General features: G+C 47.2%; 18 protein-coding genes and 1 other RNA gene. 8 read left to right on the forward strand and 11 right to left on the reverse strand.

Annotated elements, in window-relative coordinates; translation table 11 throughout:
• Positions 1 to 174 precede the first annotated feature (174 nt).
• On the forward strand, positions 175 to 2,391 hold the full coding sequence (glgB, locus tag LPA26_RS04100) for a 1,4-alpha-glucan branching protein GlgB (protein WP_229007434.1): 2,217 nt from the start codon (positions 175 to 177) through the stop codon (positions 2,389 to 2,391).
• A 123-nt stretch (positions 2,392 to 2,514) separates the two neighbouring features.
• Positions 2,515 to 4,167, forward strand: coding sequence for a glucose-6-phosphate isomerase (pgi, locus tag LPA26_RS04105; protein ID WP_229007435.1), 1,653 nt, complete (start codon positions 2,515 to 2,517; stop codon positions 4,165 to 4,167).
• Positions 4,168 to 4,224: 57 nt separating this feature from the next.
• Here the strand turns inward: pgi and LPA26_RS04110 are convergent, their stop codons facing one another.
• From LPA26_RS04110 to LPA26_RS04120, 3 genes are all read right to left on the reverse strand, one after another.
• On the reverse strand, positions 4,225 to 4,869 hold the full coding sequence (locus LPA26_RS04110; RefSeq protein ID WP_229007436.1) for a response regulator transcription factor: 645 nt from the start codon (positions 4,867 to 4,869) through the stop codon (positions 4,225 to 4,227).
• Positions 4,870 to 4,934: 65 nt separating this feature from the next.
• Positions 4,935 to 6,053: a sensor histidine kinase gene (locus LPA26_RS04115; RefSeq protein ID WP_229007437.1), complete on the reverse strand. Its 1,119-nt coding sequence runs from the start codon at positions 6,051 to 6,053 to the stop codon at positions 4,935 to 4,937.
• A gap of 121 nt (positions 6,054 to 6,174) precedes the next feature.
• Positions 6,175 to 7,977 carry a GGDEF domain-containing protein gene (locus LPA26_RS04120; protein ID WP_229007438.1) on the reverse strand — a complete coding sequence of 601 codons (1,803 nt, stop codon included), beginning with the start codon at positions 7,975 to 7,977 and terminating at the stop codon, positions 6,175 to 6,177.
• 204 nt (positions 7,978 to 8,181) lie between these two features.
• On the opposite strand from LPA26_RS04120, the gene ffs reads away from it, so the two are divergent.
• The 5 genes from ffs to LPA26_RS04145 all read left to right on the forward strand — a co-directional run bounded on the left by ffs (position 8,182) and on the right by LPA26_RS04145 (position 11,798).
• An RNA gene (gene ffs / locus LPA26_RS04125) (signal recognition particle sRNA small type) lies at positions 8,182 to 8,278 on the forward strand.
• Between the two features lie 130 nt (positions 8,279 to 8,408).
• Positions 8,409 to 10,163 carry a DNA polymerase III subunit gamma/tau gene (dnaX, locus tag LPA26_RS04130; protein WP_229007439.1) on the forward strand — a complete coding sequence of 585 codons (1,755 nt, stop codon included), beginning with the start codon at positions 8,409 to 8,411 and terminating at the stop codon, positions 10,161 to 10,163.
• A 24-nt stretch (positions 10,164 to 10,187) separates the two neighbouring features.
• The gene (locus LPA26_RS04135; protein ID WP_055825253.1) at positions 10,188 to 10,496 is read left to right on the forward strand and encodes a YbaB/EbfC family nucleoid-associated protein; all 309 of its coding nucleotides are present in this window, start codon (positions 10,188 to 10,190) and stop codon (positions 10,494 to 10,496) included.
• A 15-nt stretch (positions 10,497 to 10,511) separates the two neighbouring features.
• On the forward strand, positions 10,512 to 11,111 hold the full coding sequence (recR, locus tag LPA26_RS04140; RefSeq protein WP_229007440.1) for a recombination mediator RecR: 600 nt from the start codon (positions 10,512 to 10,514) through the stop codon (positions 11,109 to 11,111).
• A gap of 201 nt (positions 11,112 to 11,312) precedes the next feature.
• Entirely contained in the window at positions 11,313 to 11,798 is a 486-nt protein-coding gene (locus tag LPA26_RS04145) for a hypothetical protein (RefSeq protein WP_229007441.1), read from the forward strand.
• A 109-nt stretch (positions 11,799 to 11,907) separates the two neighbouring features.
• Here the strand turns inward: LPA26_RS04145 and LPA26_RS04150 are convergent, their stop codons facing one another.
• Entirely contained in the window at positions 11,908 to 12,105 is a 198-nt protein-coding gene (locus LPA26_RS04150; protein WP_055866684.1) for a CsbD family protein, read from the reverse strand.
• A gap of 378 nt (positions 12,106 to 12,483) precedes the next feature.
• Here LPA26_RS04150 and LPA26_RS04155 point away from each other — a divergent pair, with 378 nt between their 5' ends.
• Complete coding sequence (locus tag LPA26_RS04155) at positions 12,484 to 14,865, forward strand: EAL domain-containing protein (protein ID WP_055825262.1); 2,382 nt, start codon at positions 12,484 to 12,486, stop codon at positions 14,863 to 14,865.
• 30 nt (positions 14,866 to 14,895) lie between these two features.
• Here LPA26_RS04155 and LPA26_RS04160 read toward each other — a convergent pair whose 3' ends face one another.
• From LPA26_RS04160 to LPA26_RS04190, 7 genes are all read right to left on the reverse strand, one after another.
• Complete coding sequence (locus LPA26_RS04160; protein ID WP_055825265.1) at positions 14,896 to 15,540, reverse strand: HAD family hydrolase; 645 nt, start codon at positions 15,538 to 15,540, stop codon at positions 14,896 to 14,898.
• On the reverse strand, positions 15,540 to 16,238 hold the full coding sequence (ubiG, locus tag LPA26_RS04165) for a bifunctional 2-polyprenyl-6-hydroxyphenol methylase/3-demethylubiquinol 3-O-methyltransferase UbiG (protein ID WP_229007442.1): 699 nt from the start codon (positions 16,236 to 16,238) through the stop codon (positions 15,540 to 15,542). Before ubiG ends, LPA26_RS04160 begins: the two co-directional genes overlap by 1 nt.
• A 21-nt stretch (positions 16,239 to 16,259) precedes the next feature.
• Positions 16,260 to 17,597 carry a TRZ/ATZ family hydrolase gene (locus LPA26_RS04170; RefSeq protein ID WP_229007443.1) on the reverse strand — a complete coding sequence of 446 codons (1,338 nt, stop codon included), beginning with the start codon at positions 17,595 to 17,597 and terminating at the stop codon, positions 16,260 to 16,262.
• A 102-nt stretch (positions 17,598 to 17,699) separates the two neighbouring features.
• Positions 17,700 to 18,797 (reverse strand): OmpA family protein, encoded by a 1,098-nt coding sequence (locus LPA26_RS04175; protein ID WP_229007444.1) that lies wholly within the window; start codon positions 18,795 to 18,797, stop codon positions 17,700 to 17,702.
• A 117-nt stretch (positions 18,798 to 18,914) separates the two neighbouring features.
• A complete protein-coding gene (locus LPA26_RS04180) occupies positions 18,915 to 19,649 on the reverse strand; it encodes a (5-formylfuran-3-yl)methyl phosphate synthase (protein WP_229007445.1) in 735 nt (244 codons plus the stop codon).
• Positions 19,649 to 20,221, reverse strand: coding sequence for a DUF447 domain-containing protein (locus tag LPA26_RS04185; RefSeq protein ID WP_229007446.1), 573 nt, complete (start codon positions 20,219 to 20,221; stop codon positions 19,649 to 19,651). Before LPA26_RS04185 ends, LPA26_RS04180 begins: the two co-directional genes overlap by 1 nt.
• A gap of 3 nt (positions 20,222 to 20,224) precedes the next feature.
• Positions 20,225 to 21,661 (reverse strand): DUF6513 domain-containing protein, encoded by a 1,437-nt coding sequence (locus LPA26_RS04190; protein ID WP_229007447.1) that lies wholly within the window; start codon positions 21,659 to 21,661, stop codon positions 20,225 to 20,227.
• Positions 21,662 to 21,664: the final 3 nt, after the last annotated feature.

Below are 21,664 nucleotides of genomic sequence, written 5' to 3' on the forward strand. Positions count from 1 at the left end.
GCAGCTATGCATAGCGATACAAACTAAAACACGACACAACGCTTGTAAACAGCAGGTCCGACACCCACAGTCTGCATGATAATTCAGGCAAAGACAACGATATTTCCGCGGGAAACGGCGTAAAACCTCACTTTTTTTGTTAGGATGAGGGTTAGTCAAACGGACCTTGCAAGCATGAAATTCAAATCAGCAGCATCGCATCACATTTATTCCCAACACCTGCAACGCATTCTCGATGCAACTCATCACAATCCATTCGAGTTTCTCGGGACTCATCAGGATGAGGTGAACGGGCCATGGTTTGTACGTGTATTCCAGCCCAATGCCGAAAAAATCTGGGTGCACGTAAATAAAACCTGGCAACCGCTCACGTTGGTTGATCGCCAGGGACTGTTTGAATTTGCATCGCCAGCGGCTTTAACCGCCCCGGTGCAATTACGGATTCAACCGCATGGTCAAGAAATCTATTACGAAACCACAGATACCTACAGTTTTAACAGCACCATTCCTCAAGAGGATATTTACCTGTTTGGCGAAGGCAGGCTGCTGGAAGCCTACAATACCCTGGGCGCTATACCGATGACTATCGATGGCGTGGAAGGCGTCAGGTTTGCAGTGTGGGCGCCAAGTGCAGAACGTGTCAGCGTGGTGGGTAACTTTAATCAGTGGGATGGCCGTGTACATGCTATGCGCGTGCTGGGTGGCAGCGGCGTATGGGAATTGTTTATCCCGCGCTTGACCGAACATGACTTATATAAATTTGAGATCCGCAACCGCGAACATGGCTTTGTGGTGGTTAAAGCTGACCCTTATGGCAAAGCGTTTGAACCTAGGCCAGGTTCGGCCAACCGTATCTGCCAGAGTCGTTACATCTGGCAGGATGATCAATGGCTGCAAGATCGCCAGCAACATGACTGGCTGCATGCGCCGTTTAATTGTTATGAAGTGCATCTGGGTAGTTGGCAACGAGATAAGAATGGTCATTTCATGACCTATCGTAACCTGGCTGACACCTTAATTCCGCATGTAAGCAGCATGGGCTACACCCATATTGAATTATTGCCAATTGCCGAGCATCCACTGAATGAGTCCTGGGGATACCAGGTGACGGGTTACTTTGCGCCTACCCAGCGTTTTGGCAGCCCGGATGACCTGAAGTACTTTATCGATCAATGCCATGCCGCGAACATCGGCGTGATCCTTGATTGGGTACCGGGACATTTTCCTAAAGATGACTGGGCGCTGGCACGCTTTGACGGAACGGCACTCTATGAACATGCCGACCCAAGATTAGGTGAACATACCGACTGGGGTACATATATCTTTAATTACGGCCGCAATGAAGTCCGTAACTTCTTGCTGAGCAATGCTTATTACTGGATAAAAGAATTCCACATCGATGGCTTGCGTGTCGATGCAGTCGCTTCGATGTTATACCTGGATTATTCACGCAATGCAGGTGAATGGGTGCCAAATATTTATGGTGGACGTGAAAACCTTGAAGTCATTGAATTCCTCAAGCAGTTGAATACCATGGTTGGCGAGCGCTTCCCCGGGGCACTTGTGATCGCAGAAGAATCTACTTCATGGCCAGCGGTTTCACGCCCTGTCTACACAGGTGGGCTTGGTTTCAATATGAAATGGAACATGGGCTGGATGAATGATGTACTCGCCTATATGGAGATCGATCCGCTCTATCGTCAATACCAACACAATCGGCTGACTTTTGGGCAAATGTATGCCTACTCAGAGAACTTTGTATTGCCGTTCTCGCATGATGAAGTGGTACATGGCAAAAAATCCGTACTAGGCAAAATGCCGGGGGATAACTGGCAGAAATTTGCCAATTTAAGGTTGCTACTGACCTTCCAGATGACCATTCCTGGAAAAAAACTGAATTTTATGGGTAACGAATTTGCACAGTGGCGCGAGTGGAATGTCAACCAGAGCCTGGACTGGCATTTGCTGGAAGATAGCTATCCCGAACACCATATGCACAGGGGCGTACAATCACTGGCTCGCGACCTGAATACGCTTTACAAGCAAAGCCCTGCCCTGCATGTGCATGACTTTGACCAGGAGGGTTTTCAATGGATAGATTGCCAGGATGCGGGTCAATCACTGTTGAGTTATATTCGCCGCGGCAATGACCATAGTTTTGTTATAATAGTACTTAATTTTACACCGGTACCGCGTCATCAATATCGCCTGGGCGTGCCACAATCAGGTGTATACAAAGAAGTGTTTAACAGTGATGCAGCGATTTATGGCGGTAGCGACGTATGCAATAGCCATGGCTGTCACACTGACCCTGTTCCGTGGATGGATCAGCCTGACTCAATCAGCATAAACTTACCTCCACTAGCGGGTGTCATACTTCGGTTACAATGAATTGATACACTATAACGATTAATAACGGCTCGCAAAAGGCGTTCAAGGATTGCCATTTGCGGGCCTGATGAATTTATCCGACTTGAAATTTAATTGACTTGAAAAATAAAGCAACAACATAACATGGCAAAATTAACGACGCATCCTAGCTGGCACGCGCTGAACCAGCATCAAAGTGATATCCGCAATGTTCAAATGCGCGATTTGTTTAAACAAAACCCAAAACGTTTCGAAGAATTCAGTTTAAATGTAGATGGCATCCTGCTGGACTATTCCAAACATCGCATCACTCAACAAACCTTATCGCTGCTGTTCCAACTGGCCCGTGACTCTAAAATAGAAACTTGGCGCGACCGCATGTTCAGTGGTGAAAAAATCAACATCACCGAAAATCGTGCCGTGCTTCACACTGCCCTGCGCAACCGTAGCAATACACCGATTGAAGTCGATGGAAAAGATGTAATGCCGGAAGTGAATGCTGTACTTGCGCATATGCGTACATTCACTGAACAAGTGCGCAGCGGTCAATGGACTGGCTACACCGGCAAACGTATTACTGATATCGTGAATATTGGTATTGGTGGCTCAGATCTTGGTCCGGTAATGGCTTGTGATGCATTGAAACCATATGCTAGCCCTGATTTAAAAGCACACTTTGTTTCAAATATCGATGGCGCACACTTGATTCGCGCCCTTGAGCAATGCAACCCCGAAACTACACTGTTTATTGTGGCTTCTAAAACTTTCACCACTCAGGAAACCATGACCAATGCGCACTCCTCACGTCGCTGGTTCCTTGAGGCTGCAAAAGATGAGCAACACATCGCCAAGCACTTTGTAGCGTTATCTACGAACGCCAAGGCTGTAGGAGCATTCGGTATTGACCCGGACAACATGTTTGCATTCTGGGACTGGGTTGGCGGCCGTTATTCGCTATGGTCTGCCATTGGCTTATCTATTGCCCTGTATGTAGGCATGGATAATTTTGAACAGTTGCTGGCCGGTGGTCACGCCATGGACCAGCATTTCAAAACTGCGCCGCTGGAACAAAATATGCCAGTGATTATGGCGTTGCTTGGTATCTGGTATAACAACTTCTTCCACGTCGATACGCATGCAATTTTGCCTTACGATCAGGGCATGTCGCGTTTTGCGGCTTACCTGCAACAGGCAGATATGGAAAGTAACGGCAAATTCATCTGCCGTGACGGTAGCCGCGTCAGCTATAAAACCGGCCCGGTCATCTGGGGCGAAGCTGGCACGAATGGCCAGCATGCGTTTTACCAGTTGATTCATCAGGGTACTCAAATGGTGCCGGCTGACTTTTTGATGCCGGTAAAAAGCCATTACAAAGTCGGCAGCCCGGATGACCAGCATCACAAGATTTTGCTGGCTAACTTCTTGGCGCAAACCCAGGCATTGATGTTGGGTAAAACCCGCGAAGAAGCCCGTGCAGAATTGGTCAAGCAAGACTTTAGCGGCAAAGCGTTAGAAGATTTGTTGCCGCATAAAGTGTTTGAAGGTAACCGCCCGACCACATCTATCATGTTTGAGCAATTAACACCATTCACATTGGGTAAATTGATCGCCATGTATGAGCACAAGATTTTTGTGCAAGGCATCATTTGGGACATTAACAGCTATGATCAATGGGGCGTGGAATATGGCAAACAGATTGCCAGCCAAATCCTGCCATTGCTGAACAATAATGATGCGATCACCTGCTTTGATAGCTCCACCAACGGACTCATCAATTACTCGAAGAAAAACGCGTAGTTAATTGTTATTAAAATAAAAAAGGCCTTTTAAAAGGCCTTTTTTATTACTTAAACTCTATTCAACCAGCTGGTTCTTGATAGCATAATGCGTAATATCTGCATTATGTTTCAGATTCATTTTCTCCAGTAAACGCGTGCGGTACATACTTACGGTTTTCACTGACAAAGCTAATTTATCCGCAATTTCACTGACGGATAAACCTGAAGCAATCATACGCATTACCTGAAACTCACGATCAGACAAAGACTCATGTAATGCAGCTGCATGTTCATTACCGACCTGTTCGGCCAGAATTTCCGCCACATTGGCGGTAATATATTTCCTGCCTTTAGCCAGAGTGTGGATGGCAGTAAGTAACTCCTCAGAAGCGGTATGTTTGCACAGGTAGCCGGAAGCACCTGAGCGTATAGATCGCACCGCATATTGGTCTTCCATATACATGGATAACATCAGGACATTCAATGCCGCATTTTCACGCTTAATCAGTTTTAGCGCTTCAATGCCAGTTTTATCTGGAAGCGAGATATCCAGCAACATCACATCCGCTTCAATTTCACGCACACATTTAAGGGCTTGCGCCACATTTTCCGCTTCACCAACGACGTCAATATCACCACTGGCCACCAATATCTGTGTAATGCCAGAGCGCAGAATGGCGTGGTCATCGACGATGATGACTCTGATTTTTTTAGTATCCAAACCGTTCCCTCATCATTTCCCTGGTTCTGTGCTAAATATCCAAGTAAAACATATTTAAGTCATATCTAAAGTGCAACAGTACGCACTGGTGCTTGTACGCGGATTAAAGTGCCTTTACCCTGCGCAGGGGATTCGATATAGCACTCTCCTCCAAAAGCGGCTGCGCGCTCCTGCATTCCCCTCAAGCCAAAAGAATTCGGCTTTATTTTATCAGCTGGTGCGATGCCAATGCCATTATCAGCTATGGTCATGAATAACTCTTCTTCAACCCTGTTCAATTCTACCCGTACTTCATCGGCTTGCGCGTATTTCGCTATATTAGATAAGGCTTCCTGACAGATACGGAATAAGGCCATCGATTTATCGTGGTCGCATTCCAGCTCTTCACAATTAGTAATGAACCTTGCCTTCAAGCCCAATTGTTTTTTGAATTGATTCACTTGCCATTCTAGTGCATCTACCAAGCCCAGATCGAGGATATTAGGTCGCAGGTTACCGGAAATACGGTGCACGGAATCGAATGTCTGGTTCACAATCGCTTGCAGCATGGTTGCCTGCTCAATATCTACCGGTGAGCCGTTTTGAATTTTCTGGATAATGGTTGAAAGACCGAGTTTCATCGCCGTCATATTGCCACCCAGGTCATCATGAATTTCGCGTGCGATGCTGACACGCTCCTGCTCTTTTACCTGGTTTAAATGGGCGGTAAGTGCCTGCAAATCTTTCCTGGCCTGCTCGATTTCCAGTTTTTCCTGCTTGCTCTGGCTAATATTAAGCATAATGCCATCCCATTGCACAGCGCCCTGCCCAAGGGCCTGTATGGTGGCGCGGATATTAACCCACTTCATGTCCTGCCAGTCGGCAATCCAGATTTTACCTTCCCAATCAAGTCGTTTATGTTGACGGGCAGATTGTTGCAGCTTGTGCTTTAGCTGGCTGGCGGACTTTTCGTCCATAGCATTGAAAAAAGCCTGCACATTTTTCAGCAGTGCGGCAGCGGGAATGCCCAATAACGCTTCACAGCCTTCGCTCAGATAGGTAAATACGATTTGCGCATCAGCAGTCATGTGCATTTGAAAGACCAAACCGGGGATGCTGGAAACAATGGCTGAAAATCTGCGCTCGCTTTCTTGCAAGGCATCTTTGACGCTATCGACAGGGAGATCAGTGGTAGGGCTGGTCACAGGGCACCTCATGTAAGATGCCAATTAGCATACCATGACACTTGCAAAAGTGGGTATGCTTTACAGAAAGGCTAGGCGTTAGGCCTTGATTGCGCTGGAGCTGAAATTAACTAAAAATATATCAGGCCTGATTTTGCTGTAAATCTATATCTGTCATGACCCGGTTTTTACCGCTTTTTTTCGCCAGGTACATGGCCTGGTCAGCACGTAATAAAATCGATGCCACGTCATCTTCTTCCTGAAATAGCGCCACTCCAGCACTGAATGTGATCAGCAACTTCTGGTTATTACCTAAAAAATACTCTTTGGTAAGGGCGCGTTGCAAACGGCTCATGGTGGTCACTGCCTCTTCCAGATTGGTATTCGGCAGAATGACCACGAACTCTTCGCCACCCATACGGGTGACGATATCCGTTGGCCGCACTGTACGTTTTACCACACTAGCCAGATGTTTCAATGCAGTATCGCCAGCTGCATGGCCGTGCTGATCATTCAAGAATTTGAAATTATCAATATCAAGCAGCGCGACGCTTAGCGGCTCGCCATTTCGGCGATAACGGGCTATTTCAGTGCTAAAAGCTTCATCCATACCTCGGCGATTCAGGACGCCGGTTAATTGGTCAATCCGCACGACTTCGCTGAGCTGGGTCAGTTCATCTTGCAGCTTTAAGATACGTTGCTGTGTGTCGCTGGCAACACGTTGCTGATTCAGCAGATCATCGCGAGAACGCATGATGTCGGTTTGCATAACCGAGGTGTCACGCATTAATAAATTTACTAACTCATTGATTTTAATCAGATCGTCAGTTTGTGAAAGTTGCTGCGCATAGCTTTCAATCTTGCCGCCATACAACTCGCTGGCGTCACCCATGTATTTCAGTTTATCTATAAATGAACTGATCAGGGTTTTAAAGGAATTTCTCGCTTCAATCAGGCTATGTTTCAACAAGCCCTGTTTGTAGATGACTTCTTTCAAGCTTTTTTCGGCCAGCTTAAGCTTGGCACGATCCAACGGACCACCAATGATCGATTGCACGGCATAGACCTGGCCGCTTAACCAGCTATCATCCGCCACCAGCTCGCCAATGTTGGAGAGCAGCAAATGCAGCAGGTCAATAATGTCGCCACGCACATCGTCTTCTTTAGCGCCTATTACCTCTACGCGTAGCAACAAAGCTTTAAGTGATTTAGCCAGAGCCTCCCACTCTTTGAGTTTTTTTGCGCGCTCTGTGCTTTCTTGCAAAGCAACTGCTTCGGATTGCAAATCCGGATAACCCTCAAGCCTGGGGATTAATCCAAGATGCAATGTCTGTTTCAATAAGGTTTGTAAAATAGTATAGGCACTATGGAATTGCTGCACCTCAACAGGTAATTCTTCTTTGGTCAAAGGCTCAATCGCTGCCGGGGCAGCCATTACAGCCGTATTGTCTTTTGATTCGGGAGCAGCAGTTACCCCTTCAACTCGGGCATCTGCGGGCAACCAGTTATTCGCCATGCCAAGCAATTTTTCAGACAAGGTGTCGTCATTACCAAAATTGATTAGCACACGCTCAAGCATTTCACGTTTTTTGCCTATGTCCATGCCTGTACGTTTGTCATCCCAGCCTTGCATCAAGGTGCGGATCGCTTTAGGCCATTTGGTGGAATGGCTAAGTTGTTGCAACATTGCCTCTTTTAGCAAGTCTGCCAGTCCTTGCCAGTTGTCCTGCTTTAATACTTTTTCCCAACGGTTAACCCAGTTGGTTTGCTCCATAGAATCATGTGGTAACTGCTTTAATGCTTTGCGCAAGGCTGATGCAGCATCCTCCTTGGCCGGTTTTCCAGAAATTTCCAGATAAATCTGTGCGTAATTATCAGGCGTTGGTTCCACGCGGCGAACCGCCATTTGCTTGATGGTTTCACGAGCAATTTCAGATGCAGTCATGGAGTATCCATTCGTTGCCATAATATTTGTTACCGCGTAAATTTATAGAAAATAAAGCACATTGTGAAGTGAAATCCGGTGAATCGATGTGACCATAAGAAGGCAGATTGCCTGTTATTTTTTAGCTATGCCGTTAATGCTTTTTAAGACATAACTTTTTAAAAACTCAGCCATGCTAACCGGCTTTTGCGATACAATAGCGCCGGCGGGCCTCCCCGCATTGTAAGATAGCCAACCTGGTCAGATGCGGAAGCAAGCAGCCACAACTGTCAAGCAAGTGCCGGGGGTCGGGCTCGCCCCTTTCTGTATTGTCATTCCGGCATTTTTCTTATGTGTCTCTCTGAAAGATTAGTTGAGAGATGTGCACATAATCAGGCAATTTAGGCTAAAGTATTGGTTCGCCTCATGACATTTAATCAATAGAGTACGCAATGTCTTACCAAGTGCTGGCGCGCAAATGGCGCCCAAAATCCTTTAGCAGTCTGGTCGGACAAGACCATGTGGTTCAAGCGCTAAGCAATGCGCTAAGCCAGCAAAGACTGCACCACGCCTATCTGTTTACCGGTACCCGTGGTGTTGGTAAAACTACCCTTTCGCGCATCCTGGCCAAATCATTAAACTGTGCTACCGGCATCACGGCGACGCCTTGTGGTGAATGTGATGCCTGCCGTGCGATTGATATTGGCCGCTATGTTGATTATGTGGAAATGGATGCCGCGTCCAACCGCGGCATTGCAGATATGGTCAGCCTGCTGGAGCAGGCCATTTATGCACCTTCTGCTGGCCGCTTCAAGGTCTACATGATTGATGAAGTACACATGCTGACCAAAGAAGCATTTAACGCCATGCTGAAAACGCTGGAAGAGCCTCCAGCACATGTCAAATTTATCCTGGCAACGACTGATCCGCAAAAAGTACCGGTCACGATTCTTTCACGCTGTTTGCAATTTAATTTGCGTCAAATGGCGAGCAGTACCATTACAGCCCATTTGCAGGATGTGCTTGGTCAGGAACAAATTACGTTTGAAGCCCCCGCTTTGCAACTGATTGCGCGCGCCGCCAATGGTAGTATGCGTGACGCCTTGTCGCTCACAGATCAAGCGATTGCCTATGGCAACCAGTCAGTGCGTGAAACCGATGTTCGCAGTATGCTGGGAGCGATTGACCAGAGCTATCTGTATGAATTATTACGTGCCCTGATTGCAAACGATGCACCAGCCTTGTTAGATATTGCGCAGCAAATGGATTCGCGCAGCATAGGTTTTGAAAGTGCGTTAAAAGACCTGGCAGCTTTATTACACCTGCTTGCGATTGCCCAGCATAACCCTCAGGCCATTGCGGATGACCATCCGGAACGTCAGACTCTGCTGGAGCTTTCATCGCAGCTCTCAGCAGAAATGCTGCAACTGTATTACCAGATCAGCATTTTGGGGCATAGGGATATCGGGCTTGCGCCAGATGCGTATGCTGGTTTTACCATGACACTATTACGGATGCTGGCTTTTAAAGCAGACGCCATGGCGCCCTCTTCAGCGGCTCCTGCCGGCAATGCCGGGTCAACCGAAAATAATGCTCGCGCCACATCTGCCAGTGGTGGCGCACGCGCCGCGCTGGCGCAAAGCCGTCAGGCAGCGGCTCCAAATGTTCGGCAAGAACCGGCGAGTACAACGCCTGTTGGCCTGATGGAAACGACTATTTCTGTCACTGAGGCTGCACTCATCAATCAGCCGGTGATCGAAAGTCCACAGACTGAAGAACCAGCGCCTGCACAGCCAGTCAGTACCAAGGAAGCAGCGACAGTAAACTGGGATGGCAACTGGAGATCCTTAGTAGAAAATCATTTAAGTAAACTAGGGCTGGTGCGGGCATTAGCACAAAACTGCGAACTGGTATCTTATGATGCAGATCAAATGACACTACGCATCGGTGACGCACACAAACATCTTGCCAGCACTAATTACCTGGATAAACTGAACAGTGCCTTGAACAACCATTTTGGCCGCCGGATTAAACTGACTATCCAGGTGGGACAAGAAGCCAACACACCGGCCAGACAGATGGCGGTAGAAAAAGCTGAATTACAGGATCAAGCCAAAGACGCCATACTGAGCGACCACTTTGTGCAGGGCCTGATACAGGAAATGGGTGCGACCATTGTGCCCAACTCGATTAAACCTCTACATTAACCACATCAAATTTAGGAGCATACGATGATGAAAGGTGGCATGGGCAATATGATGAAACAGGCCCAGATGATGCAAGCCAATATGCAAAAGGCACAAGCCGAACTGGCATTGACTGAAGTTGAAGGCATTGCCAGCAATGGTTTGGTCAAAGTGACTATGACCTGTAGCAACGATGTCAAACGCATCCAGATCGATGATTCAGTCATGGACGACAAGGAAACACTAGAAGACTTGATCCTGATCGCTTTAAAGGACGGCAAAGCAAAGGCCGAAGCCACTTCTTCTGCCAAAATGAGTGGCATGATGCCAGCTGGTTTTAAATTACCGTTTTAAACCGGAACCGCGCGCTTGAACTCACCCGCAGTCCTTGAACAACTGATTAATGCCCTGCGCTGCCTGCCTGGCGTGGGGCCTAAATCTTCTACCCGCATGGCTTACCATTTGTTGCAGCGTGACCGGGAAGGCGCCCAGCGTCTGGCCGCCAGCTTGCAACAGGCCCTGGATAAGCTGGCGCATTGCGACTATTGCAATAATTTCAGCGAGCATGCGGTATGCAGCCTTTGCCAGGATAGCCACAGAGACAAATCCTCGCTATGTGTGGTGGAGATGCCTACCGACCTGATGATGCTGGAAAATACACGTAGCTACCAGGGCCAATATTTTGTACTCATGGGTAAGCTCTCTCCCATGGATGGTATAGGCCCGAAAGATATTCATCTGGATAAACTGCTCAAGCGTGTGCAAGATAACCTGGTTGAAGAAGTCATTCTAGCTACCAACTTCACTTCTGAAGGTGAAGCTACTGCTCATTACATCGGCCAAATGCTAAAATCCAGAGGCATTAAAGTCAGCCGGATCGCACGCGGCCTGCCGATGGGTGGCGAAATTGAATATGTGGATAGCGGAACGCTTTCAACCGCCCTGGTAGAGCGAAAAATGGTAACTTGAGCCCACATGCACTTTCCAAAATTTTAATCCTCCTCCATCAAACCTTCTCCATCCCAGTCAACTAATTCCTACAGGAATTTAAGCTTAAACCTATTAAGCTACCAGACATGAATCCCTATAGTGGCGCATTGCGTTACTTTTCCAATAAGGAGTCATGAGATGAGAGTAGACAAATTACAAGTTTCTGTATTAAGCGTCATATTGACAGGGTTTTTACAATGTTCTTATAGTTGGGCAGCTGGGGCCGCCGCCGGAGGCGCAGCTGGGGCTGCTGGTGCAGGAACCGTAGGTGCAAGTCCTGCCGGTACAACAGGTGGAGCAACGAATGGTACTGTTGGCAATGGCGCAACAACAAATGGCGTATCCCCCAATGGTGCCACGCCAAATGCAACTGGAGCTGGATCAACAGGAACTGGCAATCCAGGCGTTATACCTCCGGCCAGACCGACTGTTAATCCGAATCAGCCGGCTTCCCCGACTGGTCAAGACCTAAATCCAACCACGAATCCGGGTAGAAAAGATATGAACCGTGTAGATCCTAATACACGTGATACCCGTGCCAGAAATAGTATGAATAATTCCACTACAACCGTGCCACCCGTTCCAAACAATGGCTGTTATTCTGTAGCTGGTCAGCCTACTTCCGGAGGTAGCGACTGTGTACCAACTGACGCTACATCCCGTTAAAATAGGCGCATCAAGATAGAGCCGTTAAATAATAAAGCCAAGAAGTGATTCTTGGCTTTATTATTTTATTAAAACAAGTGGCTGTCACGCTGTACCGAGACAATAAGTATCATTGATCATATCCGATATCTCGCAGATTCTCTTCCACCTGTTCTTTAGCCAGTCCATAACGTTCCTGCAACTTACCTATCAGATATTCGGTATTACCTTCTGCCTCCTGAATTTCATCATCAGTCAATCTGCCCCATTTGGCTTTAATCCTACCGGCTAATTGCTTCCAGTCACCTTTTACAATATCTTCGTTCATAATGTTCTCCTCATAACAGCACTAATAGAAAAGTTCCTGAAAACATTATTGTGTCAATTTAATAACGCTTTTATAGGAAGTTACTTATTCGTTTGTAGGATTTTCAATCTGAAAAATGTAATGTGGGCAAAATCACACCGGCACTCTGTAATGAGGATTAGCAACCTCGCAGGCACTATCTATTTACAATGCAAGAGGGGCGAATTTAAATTCAAACATGCTTAGCTGATATGCGAGCAACAGAAATTATGCAAACTAATCATCTCTGCACTTAATTAAAATCCGACATTGTCGTTATAACAGGTAGACGCCCAGGTTTTCAAAACAATCACGTCGTCACTTAAGCCTGTTACACTTTTAAAAGCAAGGTCGTATTAAATGGAATTATTTCTGCATACTTTTGACGCCAACAGTCACGCCAATTCAGAAAACCCACTTTTTTCAGGAATTAATACTTCGTCGTTCAGCTATGATTCAGAGCCTGAATTGTTGAAAATTCTTGACCAGGTGATTGCAACAGAAGCCGCGCTCACATTAAAAGATACCTGGGTGCTTGTGACAGAAGACAATCACTCCATGAACCCGATGGAGGCACTGCAGGCAACAATGCCCTTCAATACCTTTTATGCACGTCACAAATATCCATGGTTGCTTTCTGACCTCACGCCCCATATTCAAATGCATTATCAGCCGATTGTTGATTTTGGCCAAGGCGGTAAAGTATTTGGCTTTGAGGCTTTATGCCGACTGAAAACGCCAGAAGGCAAATGGCTTAACGGCATGGAGGCTTTTGCGCTTGCGGCAGAAGTGAAGCGCACTCACGAACTGGATCTCGCTTGCCAGCAACTGGCTTTGATAGGCAAGTCACAATCTATATCTGCGGATAAGCCAATCTTTATTAATGTGCTCCCGCAAACAATCATGAGCCCCGGCTGGCTCGACTTTATTTTAAAGATATTGAATCAGCAGCAGATTGATAAACGCGATGTGGTGATCGAAATTGTAGAAAGTGAAAAAACAGACCCGGAAGTACTGGCTCGTTATTGTGACGAAATTCGCATGCATGGCCTGCGTATCGCGCTGGATGACATGGGCTCCGGCTTTAATGGGCTGCGTATTCTGGCTGAAGTACGCGCAGATTTCATCAAAATAGATCGCGCGATTGTGCATGAGGCACAAGGTAGCCGGGTGCGGACAGTGCTACTCGAAGCCATTATTTCCATGGCGCAACGTCTGGGATGTACCATCATTGCGGAGGGGCTTGAACGCGTAGAAGATATCACCTATTGTCAGGATTTGGGCCTGCACTATGCGCAGGGCCATTATTTTGCCCACCCCAAAAGCGTGCCCAGTGACCAGGTGACCGCGCTGCCTGTACGTGATGAATCACATCGTTCACATGTGCCTGATGATTTTCATATCGGTGAATATATCAGTCATGGCCTGACGATTGATGTCAGCTGCTCGCTGGCCGAAGCAAGACGTTTATTTAATGCTCATGCCGATATTGCGAATGCGGTGGTACTAGATGGACAAAAACCTCTCGGCGTTTTAAGACGTGGCAAGGTCTTTTCCAAGAAACAAACGGGGCTCGGTGCTTGTTGTGACCCGCTGCCAAAGGTCATTAACCATATGTGGCCTTCTTCTGTACTTGCGCGCATTTTTTATCTGGAACGTGGCAACATCGACATCTGGATTACAGTCAATGATGAAGGCGCTTATATGGGCGTTTTGCAGCCCATGGAGATCATGGCTCAATTAATCAGCCGTAAAGCATCCAGCGGTAATTTGCATCCACTCAGCCATTTGACTACCGGGCCTACGCTTAGACAAACGCTGGATAATAGCCTGCGCAATAACGCCAATACACAACTGATCTATATAGATTTGGATCATTTTAAAGCTTATAACGACCGCTACGGCTTTATCCGTGGTGACGCCATGATCCGGTTGTTATCGGAAATTATCCGTCAGGAATACCAAGATAAATCCGGCGTCATGGTGGGGCACATCGGTGGCGATGACTTCGTGCTCATCTACGATCATAATGCCCCAACACTGAATGAAACATTGCTACATATTATTAGCCAGTTTCAGGCGTTGGCGGTGCATCTTTATGACGCGACAGATTTGGAGCGGGGATTCTTTACTACCGAAGACGGGAAAGATCATCCAGTGGCCAGCGTGTCTATCGCTGTCGTCAACGGTAAACAAGGTGAGCTGGAAAACAGTGTGGTCGCGGCGGAACGGGCCGCCCAACTTAAAAAAATCGGTAAAGCCAATATTGGCAGTATTGTGGTGGTCGAAGATACACCACCGCAAACCATTTTGCCGAAAAAAGAGTTTTATTCAGGATGGCAACAGAAAGCACTGTCGGCATTACAGTCACTGTTGAATACGCATCGCTCAACGGGTTCACACGATCTCGACAGCTGCTTTGCCGAATTTCCTTATTTTGAAGTGATTTTTGAACTTGAACCTAACGGTGTCCAGCGCTATGCCAACTGGATTAATCCGAATATGTATGGAAAAATCAAGGCAGGCGGTGCAGGCATAGACCGTAGTCAACAGGCCTATTATCAACGCGTGGCAGAAACAAATGCGCCCTATATATCCAGCATCTACTTATCTACCGCCACTGAAGATTTCTGCCTGACGGTATCTCTGCCTATCCTAGATGACAACGGCCAGCTCGTCAGTATTCTGGTTGCCGATATTAATATTGCAGCGATGGCAGTGCTTAGCAGTGCACGCAGTTAAATCAAGGTAGGTTTAGCTTATTGGAGGAACTTAAAGATAGGCAAGTAATTCTTGCGGTTGCAGAATATAGCCATCGGCGCACCATTCCTGAGGCTTATCTGTATCAGACAGGTAACCAAATAAAGCAACCAGTGTGGTCATACCGGCAGCTTTACCGGCCTGCACGTCGCGCTCAGCATCCCCTACATACAAGATACTGGCCGGATCCACCTGCATGTGTTCACAGGCTAATAATAATGTTTGTGGTGAAGGTTTGGGCAGCGGTGCATCATCACCACTCACAACTGCACTGGCACGGCTGCTCAACCCCATATGCTCAATCATAGGCAAAGTAAACCGCCTCGGTTTATTAGTCACTATCCCCCAACGTAAACCGCGCTGTTCTATATCTGCCAATGTTTCTGCCATACCCTCGAACAACACAGGCTGTCGAGTCATCACTTCAGTATATAAACTGAGATACTCATGTCGCATCGCATCAAAATCACTATCGGTGGGCTCTAAACCAAAACCAATGGCCAGCAAACCACGCGAACCATGAGATGCATGTGGGCGGATAATATCATCCGCTAAAAAAGGTAACCCATGTCGCGCACGCTGCAAATTCAAGGCATAACCCAGGTCTGGTGCGGTATCCACTAAAGTACCATCCAGATCAAACAAAACTGCCTGCATTAATGATCCTTTATTGCGTGCAACATATAATTGACGCTGGTATCTGCGGTCAGGCTGTATTGCTTGTTCAGTGGATTATAGGTGACGCCGGTCTGATGTTGCAGTTCCAAACCAGACTGGCGTAGCCAGGCTGCAAGCTCTGAGGGCCTGATGAATTTAGCATAGTCATGCGTGCCTTTTGGCAGCAGATTCAGTACATACTCTGCACCTATGACTGCCATCAAATAAGCTTTGGCATTGCGGTTAAGCGTAGAAAAAAACAGATGGCCGCCCGGCTTGACCAAAGCAGCACAAGCGCGTACGACACTGGCCGGGTCGGGCACATGCTCCAGCATTTCCATGCAAGTCACTATATCGAATGACGCTGGCTTTTCTTCAGCCAATGCCTCTACTGCAATGCAACGATATTCGATCTGTATTTCTGCCTCTAATGCATGCAGTTGTGCGACTTCCAGAGATCTTTCAGCCATATCAATGCCTAACACCCGTGCACCGCGACGTGCCATAGATTCACTTAAAATACCGCCGCCACAACCTACATCCAATACCTGTTTACCATTCACACTAGCGCGACTATCAATATAATCCAGACGTAGCGGATTTAATTGATGCAAAGGCTTGAATACGCCTTGTGCGTCCCACCACTGATGTGCCAGATCAGCAAATTTATTCACTTCAGCGGCTTCTACATTCGCCATGATGCATTCCTCTTCACTTATTCAAGACTGGGATGACTGTATTTTTAATTGCCATTGCAAAGCAATAGACCTTAATTCTTCGGTGTTTATGTCCGCAAAGACGGCTTGGCCTTCTTCTGTGCGTTGATAACGCAATTGGCCATCCACCCATGTGTGCGTAACCTGTTCCCTTCCGGCGACATATACCAGATGCGAAATCGGGTCATAACACGGTAAACTGTTTAAATCATCCAGCCTGACTGCAATCAGGTCAGCCTGTTTGCCTGGTTCGATGCTGCCTATCTTATCCTGTAAACCCAATGCCTGTGCACCGTTGATCGTCGCCATTTCCAGGGCTGTATAAGCAGGGACCGATTCAGCATTGTCATCAGCGACTTTAGCCAACAGCGCTGCAGTACGCATTTCCTGCCATAAATCCAGTCGGTTATTACTTGCCGCACCATCGGTGCCCAAGCCTACATTTAATCCTGCACGCAAGGCAGCGGCGACAGGTGCAATGCCGCTGGCCAATTTCAAATTGGAACAGGGACAATGTGCAATATGCGCGCCCTGTGTAGCAAGCATCTCCAACTCGGCTGGTTCGAGGTGAACGCCATGCGCGCATACGGTGCTGGGGCCAAGAATACCTAGCGCTTTTAATCTTTCTATAGGTCTCACCCCGAATTGATCCAGGCTTTGCTGGATTTCGGCACGGGTTTCGTGCAAATGGGTGTGGATACCCATGTTCAATTGCTCCGCAAGGGTACTGATTTGCTCGAAAGTTTGATCGCTTACGGTATAAGGTGCATGTGGCGCAAATGAAAAACTGATGCCTGCATCATATTTAAACTGATCCCGTACTTCAGTACCTAAACGAATATATTCATTCGCATTATTTGCATAATTGGTAGGAAACTCCAAAATGACCAATCCAATATGCGCACGCATACCCAGTCGTTTCACAGCCTCGATTGTGGCTTGGGGAAAGAAATACATATCATTGAAAGTAGTTATGCCACCGCTCAGCATTTCAGCACCTGCCAATAGACTGCCATCATGCACAAAAGGCTTTGAAACCCATTGCCGTTCGGCAGGCCAGATATGGTCATTTAACCATGGCATCAATGCATAATCATCGGCATAGCCTTTAAGCAGATTCATGCTGCTATGCGTGTGCAAATTAATCAGGCCAGGAAGCAGTGCATGCTGGGAGCAGTCAATCGTTTCCCAATCACTCGCCCATTCCGGAATCTCATTTTTAGGAACCACTGCTTGGATAACACCAGCATCGACAATCACTACATGCTGTTCCAGCGTGGTCTTTTTTCCATCTATGGGAATTATCCAGCGTGGTTTGATAATAAATTGAGAGTCACTCATGCTTGAATTATAACCGAGGCTAGTCTGCACTGTGCCCGCTCAAAACTACAGACGTAAAAAAAGCCACGCATTGCGTGGCTTTTTAGTAAAACTAGCTGCTAATTATTGGCAACCAAGTTGTTTCGTACCTTCAGCACGAATTTCAACACGACGGTTAGGTTGCAAGCAAGAAATCAATTTCTTGGATACTTTTTTACCTTCGCACTGTACTACTGGCTCAGATTTACCTTTACCTTCGGCAGTGATCATACCACCATCAATACCTTGAGCAATCAGGTAATCAGACACTTGCTTAGCACGACGCTCAGACAGTTTCTGGTTGTAAGCATCAGTACCGATACGATCAGTGTGACCTGTTACGATAACAGCAGTAATTTCTGGGTTAGCCTTGATTTTAGCTGCAGTTTCTTCAAGAACTTTACGGCCTTCTTCACGCAGGTTAGCTTTGTCGAAGCCGAACAGTTTTTCAGCACTTACAGTCACTACTTCGTTTTGCGGTTTGCACATCGGAGCAGGTGCTGGCGCTGGTGCCGGAGCAGGTGCTGGCTCAGCCGCTGCTACTGGTGCCGGTGCTGGCGCTGGTGTTGGCTCTTCAACAACTGGCTCTGGTGCGCCGAAACGGAAGATACCGCCAAGGTTTACCAATGTGTTGCCGATAGTGCCATCTGCATCCACTGTACGAGTAGCATTACGTGCATCAGCACGGCTCCACTGGTGACGTACATCTGCCTGGATACCAAATTTGTCGTTAAACAAATATTGTGCACCCAAACCAACGTTGGCCATCCATGAAGTGTTTGCTTTATCAGACAAACCTACATTACTGTAATCCACATCGTTACGCGCTGCGCCAATACCTGCTAACAGGAATGGGCGGAATTTTTCGCGGCTGAATACATATAAAGCATCAAGGCCCAAAGCTGTTTGCTTGTATTTACCACTTGCACCGGCAATACCAGTATCTTCGTCAGCACGGTTGTAGCCCAAACGACCCTGGATATCCCAGTGTTCGCTTACTTCTTTACCAATTGACAAGAAACCACCACGGCCATTGTCAGCTTCAAGATCGTTGTCAGTGTTCATATAAGTCGCACCTGGTACAACATACCATGCACCACGGTACATATCTTCAGCTTGTGCAACTTGCGATGCCAGTACAAATGCAGACGCAATTGCCAAGCTTAAAAAATTCTTTTTCATTCATCGACTCCTTTATTATTTGGCTTAACTCGCCACATCTTTAGAAAGACTTACAAGTCAGACTATACGCAAACCTACTTCCAGACGCAACCCTCAATAGCACTAGGACTCAAGTATTTATTGGGTTTGAGGCAATAAACAACAAATTTCAGACAATTTTGTTGTTAGCTGCTGTACTTTTTCCGTGATCAACGGCTGCCCCCTCTGCTGGTTCATGCACAAGCCACTTCTGAAGCCGAGATAATCCGGTGATAAATCTGCCAGCTGATCGAACTGTTCCAAGCTCAAACCACCAGCCAGCCCGACATATAAATTCAAAGATTTTGCCGAATACACGAAAGAATTCAACATATCCAGATTAATCAATGTCGTTAAAGAATTTGATTTTTGAATGGTGTCTACCATGACTCCCCAATATCCTGCTTTAGCAAGTTCTGACAAAGTATCTTTGATAGCGCTTTGGTCAAGAATAGTTGCCGGTGACAACACTGCAATCAACTTGATATGTTTGAATAAAAAAGTGTTGATAACATCGTGATAACTTGGATTAGCCCAGATAGCCTCAGGTAACTTGATCACATCGACACCTATAGTCAACCGAGACTGAATTAATTCCTGCAAGAGCGTAGCGGACGAGCAATCATCACCAACCGTCGCACTGACTGTGATGCCAGTGTCCGGCTTGCGCTTGCGGTGAACATTCACAATATCTACAATTGATTGAGATAACTTGAGATCGAGTGCAGCCAGCGCTCCGTGTGAGGTATCTTTGAGATCAATCAACCGGACATCTGCTGACAAAGCGGTTTGCGCTTCTGGCACTGAACTAACACTAACCAACACTTGCATCATCAAGCCTGCTGCAAGCCGCTCTGGCGCGCTATATGGTTATTAATCGTATCCACCAGCCACTGCCAGGCTTCAAGCTCACGCTCACCGGCAGTTTTATCGATAGCAATTTGCAGATATTGCATTTCCTGGTTAATTTTTTCGATAGGCAACATATGTAAACGGCTCACAAGTACCGCCAATTCAATCACCGCCGCCTGGGCACGGTTGAATCCCATAAATGGCCCATGCAAGGCGCTTTCCACAACAGTCATGGTCAATCTGGGGCGCACTTCATCTTCCTCCATCTCATCCAGCTTGAGGACGTGATGCGTCAGGCAATCCTGCAGACGCACACAGCCTGGCGCAATCTCCTGCGTGGCAAACGGTGACTTTTTTGCAATGGCAGCGGCAAATATGCGCACATCATCCGTCAGGTTTAATACGGCATGACGGGTATCAAGGATGTTTTGCAACGTCGCAGAAGGCTTATAGGGTGAGATAACTACTTTACCATTACTCCATTGCACACCGAATGGCGCAATATGCACTTCGCCATGGGCAGAACATGTGGTCACTATCGTTTCGTAAATCATTGGCTATTCCGGATCTGACGCTGATTTAGGTTCAGCGCGTGTGTTTTCCAATCGCTCTTTAATAGAGGCTTCGCGATGCGCAATTTTTGCCTGCTTGTTTTGCTGGAGGGAAGCCACGCCCCATTCCAGCATTTCATCCTGCACATAACGTTTTTTCAATTGCCATGCGATTTGCGCGCGGGCCAGCTCTACGCCCAGGTAATATGCATGGGATGCATCATTTTGCACATTCAGCCCAGCATAAAAGCTGAAAGGGTCGGTGCCATGCTGAATGCCGTCACGATTGTAAACATGTACGCCCTCTTCACTCACCATAATCCTGAAGCTAGGATCTTTGATCTGGCTAGCCAGATCCATGATTTCTTCAGTGGAATATGGAAATGGTTTGCGATCATGCAGCCCTAACAAGCCACTTGAATACCCGCGCGGCAAACGCTTATCCTGACTTGCCCGATACATGACACGCCTGGCGATATCCGCTTCTGCAATCGCTTCAGAAGCATGCGGGCTCACTGAAGTTGCCAGCACGGCATTAATATTTAATTCGCTGATTACACCAAACAAAAGTGCATTGACACCGGTGGTATCAGCATCAGTCAATTCGGTCAGGTTACCAACACCCATCATGATCTCGATATCCGGATAACGCTTGCGCAATTTATGGTAACGAACAATAGAGTCTGTCAGGCCAAAATGAATCGGGTCAAGAATCGGGTCGGCGATAAAACGCCGTCCACGCTTAAGGCAATGTTTAATTGCCCGGGTCAGGCTGGCAGTATTTGCCGGTCTGGTGGGGATCAGGACAGGCGTCGCAGCGACTTCATCGGCTATCCATAAATTCTTCTCATGCAGGCTAAGTAAGTAGTCGGCGCCTGCTTTGCCGGCAGCCAGTAAATCCTCATCGCGCATAGAATCAACGCTGACCTGGAACCCTTCAGCTTTCAGCGCGCTGATGGATGCCGGCATGTGTTCAAATGATTTCCCTGGCAAGCAACCAAGGTCAATCACATCCGCACCCTGTTGCCGGAAATGTTCAGCTTTGGCGACAATCTGCTCGATACTTAAATCAGGCGCATCGACAATTTCAGCAAAAATCGTCACGCTATGGCGAGTCAAGTCTGGCGCTTTGCCTTTTTGTCCAAAATATTGAGGTAAGTCTTTCAAGTCTTTAGGTCCGCGTTCCACCGGTACGCCCCATTGCACGACTAATGGTTCAAGGTCTCCCTGGCATAAGCCCGGCAAAATTACCTTGTCTATATTTTCCACTTTAGGCACCCGACGCGCAATCAATGATGGAGTCATCAGTGCGGCTACCGATACGCCTATATGTTTCACTTCATATTCAAATGGAGATTGTTTTTTATCCGCCAGGATAGACTCTATTACCTGGTGCAGACTATGTTCTGCCAGTTTTCCGGTGAGGAACAGCAGTTTAGCCATCAG

The organism is Methylophilus sp. Leaf408, assembly GCF_916856905.1.
Classification (GTDB): Bacteria; Pseudomonadota; Gammaproteobacteria; order Burkholderiales; family Methylophilaceae; genus Methylophilus.